Raw genomic sequence first — 15,770 nt, 5'->3', positions numbered from 1 at the left:
GAATCCTAGAGGTACATTGTGGTAAAGAAACGTTTGGGTATACGTCAAACTCAAATAAAAAAGCTTACCGTCCGATGACGATAAGCTTTCGTTTCTTATGCATTTCCCACTACATTTTGATCGTTAATATCCATATCAATTGTATTGGCGGTACTGGCACTGCTTGTAATATTCATAAAGTTTCCTGTGTTCCCGCTACCAGAACCGACTGTTGTAAAAGCTGTACTCTTTGGCTTAATAGCCAGACAATCACCAAACTCCACTGAAGATGAAACCAATACATTCGAGATATTTACGGCTCCTACTACCGATGGCATCTGCCTCTCCTCCTGTTCACTATCTATCTGCTATATGATATGAGCAGAAGGCTAAAAAGTAGCTTTTTCATCTTTTAAATTTTATTAAGGATCAATTCGTTTATACCTTGATTCTGCAAACATATATACTCCGTATGCCATAAGCCCGATTGATACGATAGCCAGCAGTACAGACCCAAAAGGACGCTGCGCTACTTCAGCAAGGGCTCCATCTAACCCTTTCGTTTCGTCTGGATCCGCTTGAAGAGCCGTGCGAATAAGAAAGAAGCCAATAATCCCAAAGACGATACTTCGAGCAATAATACCCGCTTTTCCAATATGCCCGCTCCATCGCCACTCTTCTTTTGACATTTCGTTTTTCTTTAGTTTTTTTAGGAAGCGTCCTGAAAGAGCCCAATATACTTGTCCAATCCCAAAGATAATAACGCCGATACCTGTAAGCGCAATGATGGTTTGCCCAAAGGGATAAGATAACAGCTTGGCTGATACCGTTTGATAATGCTTACCTGACGTATGAACGTGAGCATGAAGCAAAATTTTTATCGAACTCACACAAAGACTAATATAAAACGTGGCTACAACTAAATAGCCTAAACGAGTAAAAGCGCCTTTTACACCATGCCCAACGTGGTGAGGGTCAAAAATAGCAGAAATGATTTGCCAAAACGCATATCCACTTAAACCTACTGCCAAAACGATTAAAATTAAAAATCCAAACGGCTGCTTTGCAATTGTGTGTAGGGCCCCTTGAGAAGTAACTAAATCGCCTTTTAATCCGAAAGCTGTCTGAATCGCTAATATACCGATGACAAAATAGACCACACCTTGAGCTACATGACCAAACCGTGAAAAACGCACGACAAACGGCTTAGTGCGTTCTTTTAAGCGATGTAACTTTCGACCAAACGTATCTTTTTTAACAAATGGAGATTCACCCATACGTTTCCTCCTGCTTTTTGAAAACAAACTTTATTTTATAAAACACCTGAAAATAAGCGAGCAAATGACTCTTTCGAACGTTCTACTAAACTTCGCTTGTAAAATGCTACTGGTTTGATCAAATGACTGTCTTCCATATCTTCTTCGTAATTTTTAATGAGCGTTTGAATCGTCTCTCCCTCAATTAAAAATGCATTCACTTCAAAGTTCAGATGAAAACTTCTCATATCCATATTTGCGGTACCGACCGAAGCCATATCTCCGTCGATAATCACAATTTTTTGATGCAAAAATCCTTTTCTATACGAATATACTTCAATTCCACATCGAAGAAGTTCGGCAAAATATGATCTTGTTCCATATTGAGTCAGAAAGCCATCATTAATTTCCGGCACCATAATTCGTACTTCTACACCTTTTCTAGCCGCAATACGAAGAGCAGTTCTTATAGCTTCGTTTGGAACAAAATAGGGGGTAGAAATCCAAATTGACTTCGTCGCGCTTGTAATCATTGTATAATAATAGTCGCTCATATTTTCCTGCGTATCTGGCCCCGTCGCCACTACCTGAACGAACCCTTCTCCTTCAACACGATGAGGTTTTGTATACGCTTCATTATGAATTAAGCATTCTCCAGAAACGTATTCCCAGTCAAACATAAAAATTGAGTGCAGCGTTTGAACAGATTCACCTCTTAACATCAGGTGGGTATCTCGCCAAAAACCGATTTTTTTATTTTTCCCTAAGTACTCATCTCCTACATTTAGTCCTCCTACAAAACCTACTTCCCCGTCAATTACAACTATTTTACGGTGGTTTCGAAAGTTAAATTTTTGATTAAAAAATCCATACTTAATAGGTAAGAAAGGATGCACTTTAACATTCGCTTTCTTCATTCGCTTAATATCTGAACCCGATAATGTAAAGCTTCCCATTGTATCAAACGTAAAGCGCACTTCTACACCTTCGCTTGCTTTTTTAATTAAAATATCAATGATTTCTTTTCCTAACGAATCTGAGTGAAACATGTAGTATTCCATATGAATAAAATGTTTGGCTGACTGCAAATGCTTTTTGATTTCGTTAAACGTTTCTTGCCCGTTCTTAAGGACGTAGGTTTTTGTATGAACATTCATCTTTGTCAAAGATACACATTGAAGATACTGAGCAAAGTAACGCTGATGAGATTGAAGCGTTGATAGATCAGGCGTCGTTTCTTTATCTGCCATCTTTCTAAGCATCTCTCGGTTATGCATACGCTTTTTTTTGAACATATGCCCCTTTAAATAGAGCTGTCCTGAATACAAATAAAAGAAAAAGCCTGCAACAGGGAAGAAAAAGAGGACATACATCCAAACCAACGTACTTTCAGGCGTTCGATTTTCAAGCATAAGTGAATACATACAAATGAAAATGATGACACCATATAATCCAACTAAGGCATACTTCCAATGAATATCAATAGAGGTAAAAAAGAAAGCATAAATTGAAAGTAAAATAATAAATAAAAAAATAAAGTCCAACCGGCGTTTTTTCATAAAAGCTCTCCTAAAAACAAACTGTATTGTATCACTTGCCTACCTTTCATATGAGGTAGTATATGGAATACACAGAATTCTTATCATGCATGCTACATAAAATGTACATATATTTGCACAAAAAGCAGTTTAGCCGCTTAAGCAACTAAACTGAACTACCTCAGACAAGCATCATTCATATACCTATACCCTGGATGGTAAAACAAAAAACCTCCTTACAGGGAGGTTTTTTCACTGGCTTTTCAAGCATCGATGCCTTTTTATGAGTTAGTATAACCAGACTCTTTTTCTTTTTTAGGCCAAACGAAATTAGAAAGAGATAATAAGAAATCAATTCCTACAATAACTGTCCAAACTTCCACTACATTTTGCAGCACGTTAGTTTTTCCATTTGGTACTATATACATCATCGCCGCTAAAAGAGCTGCCCCAATAGCATAAGCAAGAAGATGCTGTATCCATGATTTAAAATAATGCTTTGCATATTCTTTTCCATAGCGCTTATGAGGTTTTTCTGCACTTTTCATCACATAATATTGAAAGCGTTCATCTGCCCATTGAATCATACTTTTTCCAAAAGCGATCGAAATTCCAATATACACGGCTGCAATAGCGTGAGCATAAGTCGCTGTAGCACCTCCGTAAAGGTCTATGCTCGTCACAATCAGAAGAAAAAAATCAACAACAGGTGTTAAAGCTAAAATAAAAAAACTGAGCTTTTGTTTTTTAAACATATACCTTGTTGCTAATCCTAAAATGATGACTATCCAAAAAGCGATTTCACATGCAATAATCATCCAGGCTATTAAATTCAAATAATCCCCTCTCTTCCTCTCGTTCAACGAATAGATAATAGGTTTTAAATAAAAAATTTTATGCATAAGTTTATTTTTATGTATATACATCCTGCTTCATAACCCTACGGCTTATTCCATCCTCAGCTGAGTTCTAAGATTCATTGAAACGTATTTGCTAGGCGGGTCTTTTAAATCGATATCTATAATACTCCCAGCTCATTCCTACCGCGACTCCAATCGAATAGGCTAGTATATCGCTCCATAAGAAGCCATACCCCAAAATGAGCCCTCCTAGCGCAGTCTTTCTTATGTCATCAATCCACGGAGCGTGATACAGCTGTGTAAATTCAATGAAGTAACAAAAAACTATAGCAAACATACCAATCATTTTTGTCTTCCATGTAGGAAACAAAAAACCCGCACTGACAAAAATCATTAAGGCCCATAACGAATCTCCCGCATATATATTTATGATGTGAGGAAGATACGCAGTAAGTTTTCTTGATAAGAGGCCTGCTCCCATGACAACAATAGCTAGAAGCAGGTATACCCATCTATTTCTTTTATTCATTTCAAACTCCTTTTTCTTAAATGCTCCGTCACAATAAGCCTTCACTGTATAATTTTATCAGAACCGCAAACTGTTAAATACCTCTTTTTTTCATTTTTTACAGCTTCCCCCTATGTATATATGACAAGTGTCATAGTTTCTATATGACACGTATGTCTTAAATAGTCAGAAAAATCCCTTTATACTGAGGATAATATACGGTGATGAAAGGAATTTCATATGACTATACAAAAACAAAAGAATTTACGAAAACAAGTTGCACCCTTTGAAAAAGCAGTAATGAAAGACAGCATAAGACAATTGATTAATACTTTTTTACCTTTTTTCACACTATGGTTTCTCGCTTATGAGAGCCTTTCAATTTCTTATTTTTTAGCATTTCCGCTAACTGTTATCGCAGCAGGGTTTTTAGTAAGAATATTCATTATTTTTCATGACTGTTGTCACTACTCTTTCTTTAAGAGTAGACAACACAATAAAATTCTCGGAACAATTACCGGTGTGTTAACGATGTTTCCTTACAGTCAATGGGGACATAGCCATGCCATTCACCATGCAACAAGCAGCAACTTAGATAAAAGAGGTACGGGTGACATTTGGGTGTTAACCGTAACGGAATATAAAGAAGCTTCTATTTGGAAAAAAATCGCTTATCGTATCTATCGCAACCCGTTCGTTATGTTCGGCGTGGGACCTATATATGTATTTTTGATTACAAACCGATTCAATCGAAAAAATGCGAAGAAAAAAGAGAGAATGAACACGTATCTTACAAATGTATTGATTGTTGCATTAGCAGCAGCGACCTGCTGGTTGGTAGGTTGGCAGGCGTTTGTATTAATTCAAGGACCGATTTTCTTCATTTCAGGTTCAATTGGAATTTGGCTTTTTTATGTACAGCATCAGTTTGAAGATTCTTATTTTGAAGAAGATGAGCACTGGGATTATGTAAAAGCAGCCGTTGAAGGAAGTTCATTTTACAAGCTTCCAAAACTTTTGCAATGGCTAACAGGCAATATCGGGTTTCACCACGTACATCATTTAAGCCCAAGAGTGCCCAACTATAAGCTTGAAGCTGTTCATCAACACACACAGCCTCTTCAAAATGTACCAACCATTACACTCGCAACAAGCCTTCGCTCTCTTCGATTCCGTTTATGGGATGAAGAAAACAAAATGTTTGTGAGCTTTAAAGAAATAAAAAAACGCTCAGCTGCACCAAAAGCAAGCAGAATTTCTTCTCAAACAAAAGCAGAACTTTAATAAAACAGTCAAGCTTTCAAAAGCTTGACTGTTTTATCTATTCGCCTAAACTTATTTCATTCTACTTTGTGGTAAACTAATAGTGTATTTTAACAAACAAATGAGGTTCTTTATGAAAAAATATACGTTTTTCCAAAAAATCACTGGGCTATCTCCTTACATATGGACGGTATTTGCCATTTTACCATTTTATTTTATCTTACAGTCTTCATCCATGAATCACATTATTCTTGGCTCTTTACTAACCATCTTATTTTTTATTTTCTATCGTTTTGCATTTGTTTCAACAGACAAGTCCGTTTACGTATGGACGGCTTTATTAATCGTCATTTCCTTAGCACTAACAACGATTTTTAATTATATTTACTTTGCCTTTTACTTCGCTTTTTTTATCGCTTATTTTATTGGAAATATCCAAAAACGGCTCGCTTTCTTCACTTTGTATGCTGTTCATTTGATCAGCACCGTTATTTCGGTAAACTTTAACGTTGTTATGCAAGAAGAGATCTTTTTAAAACAGCTGCCTTTCATTTTTGTAATTTCCATCAGTGTGATTGTACTGCCATTTAGCATTTATAACCGGAAGAAGCGAGACCGACTGGAAGAACAGCTTGAAGATGCAAATAAACGTATTTCTGAGCTTGTAAAACAGGAAGAGCGCCAGCGTATAGCTCGCGACCTGCACGATACGTTAGGGCAAAAGCTGTCTCTTATCGGTCTAAAAAGTGATTTAGCAAGAAAACTTATTGTAAAAGATCCTGAAAAAGCAAAATCAGAATTAAAAGATGTCCAGCAAACAGCGCGCACGGCTCTTAATGAAGTGAGAAAAATGGTTTCCCAAATGCGTGGAATCCGCCTTAGCGAAGAACTAAAACGCGTTCAAGAGCTTTTAGAAGCTGCCGAAATTACGTTTGTAGGAGAAAAGGCTATTTCATTAGAGAATGTGTCTTTGCTAATTGAAAATATCCTTAGCATGTGCTTAAAAGAAGCAGTAACCAATGTGGTCAAACATAGTCAAGCCACCGTTTGCACGATTACTTTACACCAGTCTGCAAAAGAAGTAGGCATAACGGTAGAAGACAATGGAGTGGGTATTAATACGAAAAAAACCTGCTGGGAAGGAAACGGTCTTTTAGGAATGAAAGAGCGGTTGGAGTTTGTAAACGGCCATCTTGATATCTCCAGTCAAGGGGGGACGATTATTCATATTACAGTTCCAAACATCGTCAAACATATTAAGGAGGAACAATTATGATTCGAATTGTCATTGCCGAAGATCAGCAAATGATGTTAGGAGCTTTAGGCTCTTTGTTAAATTTAGAAGATGACATGGAAGTTGTGGGAAAAGCTTCAAATGGGGAACAAGCGGTATCACTTGCTAAGCAGCATCAGCCAGATATATGCGTAATGGATATCGAGATGCCTCTTAAAACTGGGCTTGAAGCTGCAGAGGAACTGAAAGATTTAAACTGCAAAGTCATCATTTTGACAACGTTCGCTCGCTCCGGCTATTTTCAAAGAGCTTTGAAAGCAGGCGTGAGCGGATACTTACTAAAAGATAGTCCAAGTGAAGAACTCGCAAATTCAATTCGAAGCGTAATGGCAGGCAGGCGCCTCTATGCTCCAGAATTAGTGGATGACTTATATAGTGAATCTACCAGTCCTCTTACAGCAAGAGAGAAAGAAGTATTAGCTCTAGTAGCTGATGGAAAAAACACAAAAGAAATTGCTGATGAACTATCTATTAAGACTGGAACAGTGCGCAACTATATTTCTACCATTCTGGACAAACTCGAAGTAAAGAACCGCATTGAAGCCATTACTCGCTTTAAGGAAAAAGGCTGGTTCAAATGAAAAAAGCATGCATCAAAACGAGATGCATGCTTTTTAATCATTTGGCAATTTATCGTACCCTAATTTGTCGATGAGCACGACATGCTCGGGGAATTCATCAAGCAGTTGCTGTTTTGTGAATAATTCAAAGTCGCGGAAATCAAAGCCTGGTGCGACCATACATCCTACTAGGGAAAACGTATTCTCATTTGCGACCGAGGAACCGAAAATGGTATCTCTTGGAACTAAAAATTGAGGAACTTCTCCATTTTCTAAGTTTGTACCTAGTTTTACTTCTTGATAGGTTCCGTCGCGGTAGATAATATGAATGGTTAAAGGACTTCCCCCATGATAGTACCATAATTCATCTGATTGCAGCCGGTGGAAATGCGATACATCTTGAGACCGTAATAAAAAATAAATACTCGTATATAGAAATCGTTTATCCTCAAACTGCGATGACACTTCTTTATCAGAAATTTCATCATTGGAGCGGTAGGTTTGCTTATAAAAGCCTCCTTCTGGATGAGGCTGCAGCTCGAGCTTTGAAATCCAATATTCCCACTTATGTACGTCCATTACGTTCCTTCCCTTCCTTTTTCTTTTATCATTAACTACATCATAGTAAATCATTCTTTCTAACACAACAAACGGCTTCATTATTCCATGAGGAAAAATGAAGCCGTTTACCACTGGTATCTTATCATTACATCCTACCCTTTCTGTTAGCACGGCTATATCTATACCTGCTAGAATGGCAGCAATGAAATAAATATGTCATATACAAATCTAACTGAAATCGATCTCCCTCAATGAAACACTGAAACGGCTGTTCGCTACCTTGATAAATTTCCACAGATGAACGCTGCTTAAACGGGACAATATTCATCTCTTTCCCCCCTCAGAAAGATGTACTTTTTAGTGTAAATGCTGATGACAAACGTAATATTTTTTGATAAAAGTGAGGGCTGCCTGTGCATCTTGAATGCCAAGCTTTTTACAAACGCCCGCTAACATGAGCAGTTTGTACATAACCAGCTTTTGATTATTGGTTGCCAGTACGTAATAAACAATCGTATTAGCAACTGCCCGCGGTAATCTTATTTTTTTCAACTCATATAACGCAGCAGACGAAGACATACCTGCTTCGTTTAAAATTTGCTCGGTTGTGTACGTCTCCAAATAGCGAGCAAGCTTTCTTTCTTTATTGTTAAATATACCTTTAGAATCGTTCATTTTCTCTCCCTCTGTTATTTTAATAATCCATTAAACGCTGCATTAATTAGCCATAATGCGATAGCTCCCCCTGATAAATAAGTGCTGAGATAGAATATTAGCTCCATATACCTCCCTCCCATTTCTATCTTACCCCTTCATTTCTTTAGCTGCAGTGATATTCATCACAGTAAAAAGTGTATTGTTGAGCTGCCGAATAGCTCCGCAAAAGAGCTCGTGAGAAAGGTCTCACGAGCTGCTTAGTTAGCATTTTTATTTTCGGATAATGCGTTTAAAAATCATAATAATTAATAATACAACCACAATAACAAGCAAAAATTTCAACATGAGTTGTCCATCCCTTCAAATCAGTAAATCGTCTTTCATTAGTAAGTAGTTACCCTGTTTCGTTTTTTATAAACTGCTGACTGCTTATTTCATGCCAAAAATTATATAATAGTAGAAAATGAGCTTAAATTAGCCCTACATATAAAACATAAACGGGAGTATAACCATGACTGACTATCTTCAAACATTTCTGCTTGAACATTTAGAAGCAGCAGAGCTTATTAGTGTTCTCTTGAACATCCTTATTAGCATTACGGGCGTATTTCCAAGCGCGCCCCTTACGTTCGTAAACGTAAAATTATTTGGTTTTTGGAATGGATTTTTACTTTCTTTTATTGGAGAAGTTTTAGGTGTAGCTCTCTCTTTTTGGCTGTACCGAAAAGGTTTCCGTACACTTGTTCATACCAAAACACCTTCTCACTCCAAGTGGCTAAAGCTGCTGCGCGTACAAGGGAAAGAGAGTTTTATATTCATTCTTTCTTTGCGATTACTTCCCTTTGTTCCATCAGGCCTCATTACATTCTTCAGTGCTGTAGGAAAAGGCTCCTTTGCGGTATTCATTTCTGCTAGCGCACTTGGAAAAATTCCAGCGCTTTTTATTGAAGTTTATTCGGTTTATCATATTTCACAAGGATCTATGCAAGGAAAAATCATCTTAGTGGTTTTATCCATTACTTTACTTTTTTATATAAGTAAAAAATGGAAGAAAAAAGCTTAACAGACTATAAAAAGGGAAGACTATCTAAAAATAAGTAAAAACATTATCCTATGTAACTGTAATAAGATAACGTATTGGAGATGGTCCATTGATTTTCCTGTTGGTTTCTGCAAGTATTATTGTTCCTATTATCATGCTTTTTTTCTCACTAAAGTGGAAAGGAGCAGAACTAGTTTTTAATACGCTAGCCCTTCTTTCAGCGCTAGTATTTGGAAATATAGCCGCTGCTTCTATCTATCGTATCTTAAAAAATCATACTGTTTTTATGACGAGCATTCATGCAATCTTTTTAAATTCAGCTTTTTTATTAACCGGTGCATACCTTGGAATCTATGTATTGTATAAACTGTTAGCTCTGACCTTAAATGTAAAACAGCGTACTATGTGAAAATAGTACGCTGTTTTTTTAAGTGCAGTTTATTTTATGATTCCAGTTGGTATACATAGAGGTGAACCATCAACTGGATTTTGAATGATAGTTGATGATAAATTAAACACATCCCTTATCATTTCTTCTGTAAATACTTGAGCAGGAGAACCTTCTTTGTAAATCTGACCGTTTGAAATACTGATTAAATGATCTGCATAGCGAGCTGCTTGGTTTAAATCGTGCAAGACCATCACAATTGTACAATTTCTCTTTTGGTTTAAGAAACGAAGAAGTTCAAGCACTTCAATCTGATGAGCTAAATCTAAATATGTGGTAGGCTCGTCCAAAAGCAGAAGCTCCGTACCCTGTGCTAATGCCATTGCAATCCAGGCCCTTTGACGCTGTCCTCCAGAGAGCGCATCCAGTGTGCGATGACTTAAATTAGACAGTTTAGTTGCTTGTAAAGCCTCCTCTACAATTTGATGATCTTCAGCAGAATAGCGAGCAAATAAGCCTTTATGAGGGTGACGACCATAATAGCATAGCTCTTTTACTGTTAAATCTTCAGGAGCTTCAGGAGCTTGAGGCAAAATAGCCAGTTTTTTTGCTACTTCTTTTGATGAATGTTGATGAATATCTTTTCCGTTTAAATAAATATTTCCTTCTGTCGGCTTTAATAAACGCGCCAATGAACGAAGGATTGTTGATTTTCCGCAGCCATTTGATCCAATGATTATGCTTATCTTTCCTTCTGGAATGTGAAGGTCAATATCGCGAATAACTGAAGTTGAATCATATGATAGCGAAAGTTTTTCCGCAGTTAACTTTGTCATTACTCTTCCTCCTTTCTCCTATTTTTTCTGTTCACGCCGCAGTAAATATAGAAAATAAGGGGCACCAATAACGGATGTTACGATTCCAGCAGGAATCTCAATGGGCGGCACAACCCCTCTTCCGAGACTGTCAGCAATTATCAGGAATAAAGCACCTACTGCTGCTGAAACTGGTAACAAGAACTTCGACCGACTCCCTACTAACCTCCTACTAATATGAGGAGCAATTAAACCAATAAATCCAATTGACCCAACTACAGCTACAGATAAACCGGTTAATATCACAGCCATACTCAATAGTGTATAACGAACGTACTTTGTTCGCTCTCCTAGGCCAACTGCAATCTCATCTCCTAAGTTTAAAATATCGAGCTTAGATGCAAATATAATAATAAAAGGAACAAGTACGACGCAAGGAATTAACATCAAAAGCTCACTCCAGCCTCTTCCCCATAAACTTCCTGTAAGCCAAAGAAGAGTTGTATTCACGTCATCTGGAAACTTAATCATAAAATACTGAATTCCAGCCTGGCAAATAGCTCCTAAAGCTACACCCACTAAAGCCAGCGTATGAGTTTTAGCTCCTTGAGAATAAGAAAACACCATGAGTATAACGGCGATGACCGATGCTCCTAAAAAAGCTGAAAGCGGCAGCAGAAGCATAGAAGCAGCTGGAAATACAATTAAAATAAAAACGGCGAATAACCCTGCTCCTTTTGTTACACCGATAACATCAGGAGAAGCAAGCGGGTTTTTTAATATCCCCTGCAAAATAGCTCCTGCTACCGCTAAAGCCGCACCGACCACAATAGCAATGAGGGTACGTGGAATGCGATAATTTGTTAAAATAAAGGAACTACCTTGGGAACTACCTACTATTTGCTGAAAGATTTCTGCAGGGGAAATATAAACGGCTCCTACTCCTAAGCTAATTACAACCGTGATGATTAAACATAGCAATAAGATACTTAATATTTGATAAGGGTGTTTTCTTTTCATTGCTTAATATTCCTCCCTTTTCTAGCAAGATATAAAAAGAAAGGAGCTCCGATAAGAGCTGTTACAATCCCTACTGGCGACTCAAAAGGATAGGCAATGAAACGAGAAAGTACATCGGCATAGACAAGCAAAATGGCTCCTAATAGAGCTGAAAATGGCAGGATTCGCTGGTAGTCTCCTCCTACTAATTTTCTAGCTATGTGAGGTACAATGAGACCTACGAACCCAATTGGCCCCGCAACGGCAACAGATGCACCTGCAAGCATAATGACTAGTATACCTGCAAAAAAGCGAATCCATTTTACCTTTTCGCCTAAACCTGTTGCCATATTCTCTCCTAACACTAGAATCGATATAGAACGAGATGATACAAAAGCTAGAAGAAGACCTAGAAATGACCAAGGTAACAAAATTTTTACATGAGTCCAGTCTTTCCCGTTAATAGAACCTACAAGCCAATACAAAACGTCCGTAGCTTGTTCATTTAACACAATCACTCCTTGAGTAAGCGACGATAAAAATAAATGCACGGCCATTCCGGCAAGTGCTAGTTTCACATGAGTTGTCTTTCCGCCCGATGCGAACAAATAAACCGTTATTCCTCCTAAAGCTGCTCCTAAAAAGGCAATATAAACAGTTGATTGAGAGGTAAAATCAGGAAATAGAATAAAAGCTATTACAATCGCTAATGAAGCACCTGCATTTACCCCAAACACTTGGGGTGAAGCAAGCGAATTTCGTGTAATAGCTTGCATCAATGCTCCAGCAGCTGCCAAGCTGGCTCCAATAAGAGCTGCCAGCACGGCTCTTGGCAACCTGAGCGTCTGTACGATCGTTGTCTGCTTAGAGTCATCAGGAGCAAAAATTGCTTTAATTACTTCTGTAAAACTAACTGCAGAGGATCCCACAGCGACATGTAAAATCATTCCGATGATTAACAAACAAACACTAGCTACCAACACAATGTATTTATTTATTTTTTGCTTTTGGACAAGATTTGTCATTTCCAACACACTTTCTACAGTTTTCTTTTCTAAACAAATAGAAGCAAGAATAGAATAACTATTCTCGCCTCTTTGTCAGATTCCGTTATATTACTGCTGCTTATTGTTTAGTAACTTAACCGTATCTTTTCCAATTGCCTCAGCTGAAATTACCCCTCGGAATCTTGTCCATAAATCACGGTCTACTACAAACACTTTATCATTTTTAACAGCTTTTAAATTTTCCCAAAGAGGATTTGTTTTCCATTCATCCGTTACAAGTTTGCCTTCATTATTTGCTAGGATTAAAATATCTGGATTAATGTCTGACAACTGTTCTAAATTCATTTCAGCATATGCTTCTTTGTTCTGCACAGCGTTCTTCAACCCTAGCTTTTCAAGAAACTCTCCGTCATAAGAAGAAGACGTATGCGCTTGGAAAGAAGTATCTCTGACAACTGCTGGTAAGACTGTCTGACCACTTTCTTCTTTTAACTCATTTTTTAATTTCGAAATCGTTTCTTCATGCTCATTTAATCGCTGCTCTGCTTTTTTTTCTTTTCCTACTGCTTTTGCAATTGTTTTAAATGAGTCTATATTTTCTTCATATGTAGATTCACGACTTTTTAATTCGATTGTAGGTGCAATTTTGTTTAATTCTTTATAAATTGCTTTATGACGCTGCACATCGGCGATGATTAAGTCCGGCTGCAGGGAACTAATTACTTCTAAATTCGGCTGTTGACGTGTTCCTACTGAAGTATAGTCAATCTTTCCACCTACAAGTTTTTTAATCATATCTTTTTTGTTGTCGTCTGCAATCCCTATTGGCTTCATTCCTAAACCTTGCAGAGCATCCACAAAGGATAGTTCAAGAACAACTACTTTTTTAGGATTTTTAGGAACTTTCGTTTTTCCAAGCTCATGCTGAACAGACACCTTTTGGTTATTATCTGAATTTTCTTTTGAAGAATTTTGATTTGACCCGCATCCTGCTAGAACAAATAAAATAGCAACAATAGTAGCTATACTGAGAAGTCTAATCTTTTTAACTTGCTTCATTTTAATGCTTCCTCCTATGTATATACTCTTGATGACGCTGATAATCATTATCATCAATGTTATCTGTTAATTCAAGATGAGTCAATAGTTTTCTCATAATACGGGACATATTTTGAATAAATAACAAAAAAATCCTTTCACTTCTTTTTGAAAAAGCTTTATTCCCTTCCCTTTTTACGATACACTATGTATAAGTTGACCAAATACAACTTTATTGCACTAATACATTTTAGATAAACTTAATTTTGGAGTGAAAATAATGAATTCGTCTCTATTACAAATGAATACTATATTTATTAGTATTCTTATTGAAGCTCTTCCTTTTGTATTATTAGGCGTGATCATTTCAGGGATTATTCAAATTTTTGTAACGGATGAAATGATGGCTCGAGTTATTCCTCAAAATAAAATAGGTGCTGTCATATTAGCTAGTGTGATTGGAGCTCTTTTTCCAGCCTGTGAATGTGGAATTGTTCCTATTACTAGGCGCTTAATGGCAAAAGGGGTTCCCCTTTATGCTGCCATTCCTTTTATGTTAACAGGCCCTATTATTAATCCTGTTGTTTTATTTTCTACCTTTGTAGCTTTCGGAAATGATTGGAAAATAGTATTTTATCGGGCAGGAGTAGCTTTTATTGTTTCCTTACTTGTAGGTCTTATTTTAAGTGTTCAATTCAAAGCACCTCAGACAAAACGTGAGGTTCATTTGCATACTTCCCCCAAGAAAATGAGTGAGAAAGTTTCACAATCGATTCGTCATACTATTGATGAGTTTTTTTCTGTTGGGAAATTTTTAATTATTGGCGGATTAATTGCCGCCGGCATGCAAACGTTCGTGAAGACCTCTACTTTACTTTCATTGGGACAAGGAAATGTTTCATCAAATGCGGTAATGATGGGACTTGCCTATGTATTATCGCTTTGTTCCTCTGCAGATGCGTTTATCGCTTCCTCGTTTCGCAGTACGTTTACAGATAGTGCTATTGTTTCATTCTTGGTATTCGGTCCAATGTTTGATATCAAGAATACGCTGATGATGCTAAGCCAGTTTAAGACTAAATTTGTCTTTACGCTTTTGGCGTATGTCTTCATTTTAGTACTTATTGTTTCGATTTTAATTGTTCATTAGTAAGGAGGGATTTGGCATGATTCGTATTTTAATTTTAATAGGGTTTACATTCATCTTCATGCACCTTCATGCAACTGGGGATATCTCAAAATATATCAATATGAAATATTCCTGGATTTCATTTTGCACCATCTTTGTCCTTTGGTTCTTGACCATTGCAGAATTAATCTTTTACATGATAGGCCCTAAAAAACATGATGATGATTGTAGCTGTGGATGCGTCCATAATCAGCAAGATGGCAAATGGAAACGAAGAGTATGGTACCCAATTTATATTTTACCTGTACTCACGGTCTTATTTTTACCTGTCGCAACCCTTGATTCTAATATTGTTAAAGCTAAAGGGTTTCATTTTCCTATTTATGACAAAAATGATCCTTATTCTTCTCATCAATTTTTACAGCCTGACACAAGTTCTTTTTACGGAGAAGAAGCCTATGACAAAATGATTCATCGTGATCTTAAAAAGTTTTCTAAAGGAGAAAATATCAACTTAGAAGACGAGGAATTTTTAAATGCAATGGAGACTATTTACCGATATCCTGGTGAATTCACTGACAAAACCATTTCTTTTAAAGGATTTATGTATCAAACGAAAGAATTAAAAAAGAATCAATATTTTCTCTTTCGCTTTGGTATCATTCATTGTATTGCAGATTCAGGGGTGTTTGGAATGCTTATTGAGTTTCCAGATGATGTTACTTTTAAAAATGATGACTGGGCAACGGTTACAGGAAAAATTAGTACAATGTATTACCAGCCGTTCAAAAAAACCATCCCTGTTGTGAAAGTAACAAAAGTAAAGCGTGAGCAGTCTCCAAAAGACCCTTATGTATATCGAAATAACCAATAATA

The 15,770-nt window shown here is 37.0% G+C and carries 18 protein-coding genes; 7 read left to right on the top strand and 11 right to left on the bottom strand.

Annotated features, from left to right (window positions below):
- Positions 1–95: 95 nt before the first annotated feature.
- The 5 genes from NST66_RS06130 to NST66_RS06110 form a co-directional block, all read right to left on the bottom strand.
- Positions 96–317, bottom strand: coding sequence for a spore germination protein (locus NST66_RS06130; protein WP_028413997.1), 222 nt, complete (start codon positions 315–317; stop codon positions 96–98).
- Positions 318–401: 84 nt separating this feature from the next.
- The gene (locus NST66_RS06125) at positions 402–1,256 is read right to left on the bottom strand and encodes a DUF1206 domain-containing protein (RefSeq protein WP_033578468.1); all 855 of its coding nucleotides are present in this window, start codon (positions 1,254–1,256) and stop codon (positions 402–404) included.
- A gap of 35 nt (positions 1,257–1,291) precedes the next feature.
- Entirely contained in the window at positions 1,292–2,794 is a 1,503-nt protein-coding gene (cls, locus tag NST66_RS06120; RefSeq protein ID WP_033578467.1) for a cardiolipin synthase, read from the bottom strand.
- Positions 2,795–3,054: 260 nt separating this feature from the next.
- Positions 3,055–3,609, bottom strand: coding sequence for a hypothetical protein (locus NST66_RS06115; RefSeq protein WP_340843204.1), 555 nt, complete (start codon positions 3,607–3,609; stop codon positions 3,055–3,057).
- Positions 3,610–3,766: 157 nt separating this feature from the next.
- Positions 3,767–4,162 carry a ribosomal maturation YjgA family protein gene (locus tag NST66_RS06110; protein ID WP_034266581.1) on the bottom strand — a complete coding sequence of 132 codons (396 nt, stop codon included), beginning with the start codon at positions 4,160–4,162 and terminating at the stop codon, positions 3,767–3,769.
- 219 nt (positions 4,163–4,381) lie between these two features.
- Between NST66_RS06110 and NST66_RS06105 the strand changes: the two genes are divergently transcribed.
- From NST66_RS06105 to NST66_RS06095, 3 genes are all read left to right on the top strand, one after another.
- Entirely contained in the window at positions 4,382–5,425 is a 1,044-nt protein-coding gene (locus NST66_RS06105) for a fatty acid desaturase (protein WP_028414002.1), read from the top strand.
- A 112-nt stretch (positions 5,426–5,537) separates the two neighbouring features.
- Positions 5,538–6,680 carry a sensor histidine kinase gene (locus tag NST66_RS06100; RefSeq protein WP_071276022.1) on the top strand — a complete coding sequence of 381 codons (1,143 nt, stop codon included), beginning with the start codon at positions 5,538–5,540 and terminating at the stop codon, positions 6,678–6,680.
- Positions 6,677–7,279, top strand: coding sequence for a response regulator transcription factor (locus NST66_RS06095; protein WP_013056197.1), 603 nt, complete (start codon positions 6,677–6,679; stop codon positions 7,277–7,279). Before NST66_RS06100 ends, NST66_RS06095 begins: the two co-directional genes overlap by 4 nt.
- 33 nt (positions 7,280–7,312) lie before the next feature.
- Here the strand turns inward: NST66_RS06095 and NST66_RS06090 are convergent, their stop codons facing one another.
- Together NST66_RS06090 and NST66_RS06085 are read right to left on the bottom strand one after the other, a co-directional pair.
- Positions 7,313–7,837: a cupin domain-containing protein gene (locus NST66_RS06090; RefSeq protein ID WP_221778682.1), complete on the bottom strand. Its 525-nt coding sequence runs from the start codon at positions 7,835–7,837 to the stop codon at positions 7,313–7,315.
- Between the two features lie 339 nt (positions 7,838–8,176).
- A complete protein-coding gene (locus NST66_RS06085; protein WP_028414006.1) occupies positions 8,177–8,494 on the bottom strand; it encodes a hypothetical protein in 318 nt (105 codons plus the stop codon).
- A 493-nt stretch (positions 8,495–8,987) separates the two neighbouring features.
- Between NST66_RS06085 and NST66_RS06080 the strand changes: the two genes are divergently transcribed.
- Together NST66_RS06080 and NST66_RS06075 are read left to right on the top strand one after the other, a co-directional pair.
- The gene (locus tag NST66_RS06080) at positions 8,988–9,539 is read left to right on the top strand and encodes a TVP38/TMEM64 family protein (RefSeq protein WP_028414007.1); all 552 of its coding nucleotides are present in this window, start codon (positions 8,988–8,990) and stop codon (positions 9,537–9,539) included.
- A gap of 88 nt (positions 9,540–9,627) precedes the next feature.
- A complete protein-coding gene (locus NST66_RS06075; RefSeq protein WP_028414008.1) occupies positions 9,628–9,927 on the top strand; it encodes a hypothetical protein in 300 nt (99 codons plus the stop codon).
- A 29-nt stretch (positions 9,928–9,956) separates the two neighbouring features.
- On the opposite strand, the gene NST66_RS06070 is transcribed toward NST66_RS06075, so the two are convergent.
- From NST66_RS06070 to NST66_RS06055, 4 genes are all read right to left on the bottom strand, one after another.
- Entirely contained in the window at positions 9,957–10,742 is a 786-nt protein-coding gene (locus NST66_RS06070; protein WP_028414009.1) for an ABC transporter ATP-binding protein, read from the bottom strand.
- A gap of 18 nt (positions 10,743–10,760) precedes the next feature.
- The gene (locus NST66_RS06065; RefSeq protein ID WP_028414010.1) at positions 10,761–11,741 is read right to left on the bottom strand and encodes a FecCD family ABC transporter permease; all 981 of its coding nucleotides are present in this window, start codon (positions 11,739–11,741) and stop codon (positions 10,761–10,763) included.
- Positions 11,738–12,745: a FecCD family ABC transporter permease gene (locus NST66_RS06060; protein ID WP_028414011.1), complete on the bottom strand. Its 1,008-nt coding sequence runs from the start codon at positions 12,743–12,745 to the stop codon at positions 11,738–11,740. Before NST66_RS06060 ends, NST66_RS06065 begins: the two co-directional genes overlap by 4 nt.
- A gap of 90 nt (positions 12,746–12,835) precedes the next feature.
- On the bottom strand, positions 12,836–13,786 hold the full coding sequence (locus NST66_RS06055; protein ID WP_028414012.1) for an ABC transporter substrate-binding protein: 951 nt from the start codon (positions 13,784–13,786) through the stop codon (positions 12,836–12,838).
- A 259-nt stretch (positions 13,787–14,045) separates the two neighbouring features.
- Here NST66_RS06055 and NST66_RS06050 point away from each other — a divergent pair, with 259 nt between their 5' ends.
- Both NST66_RS06050 and NST66_RS06045 read left to right on the top strand, forming a co-directional pair.
- Positions 14,046–14,915: a permease gene (locus NST66_RS06050; protein ID WP_033578462.1), complete on the top strand. Its 870-nt coding sequence runs from the start codon at positions 14,046–14,048 to the stop codon at positions 14,913–14,915.
- Positions 14,916–14,931: 16 nt separating this feature from the next.
- Positions 14,932–15,768 (top strand): TIGR03943 family putative permease subunit, encoded by an 837-nt coding sequence (locus NST66_RS06045; RefSeq protein WP_182029450.1) that lies wholly within the window; start codon positions 14,932–14,934, stop codon positions 15,766–15,768.
- Positions 15,769–15,770 lie beyond the last annotated feature (2 nt).

It is taken from the genome of Priestia sp. FSL W8-0524 (genome assembly GCF_038005965.1).
Lineage (GTDB): Bacteria > Bacillota > Bacilli > Bacillales > Bacillaceae_H > Priestia > Priestia zanthoxyli.
The sequence above is the reverse complement of the archived record's forward strand: the minus strand, read 5'-3'. Positions and strand labels throughout refer to the sequence as shown.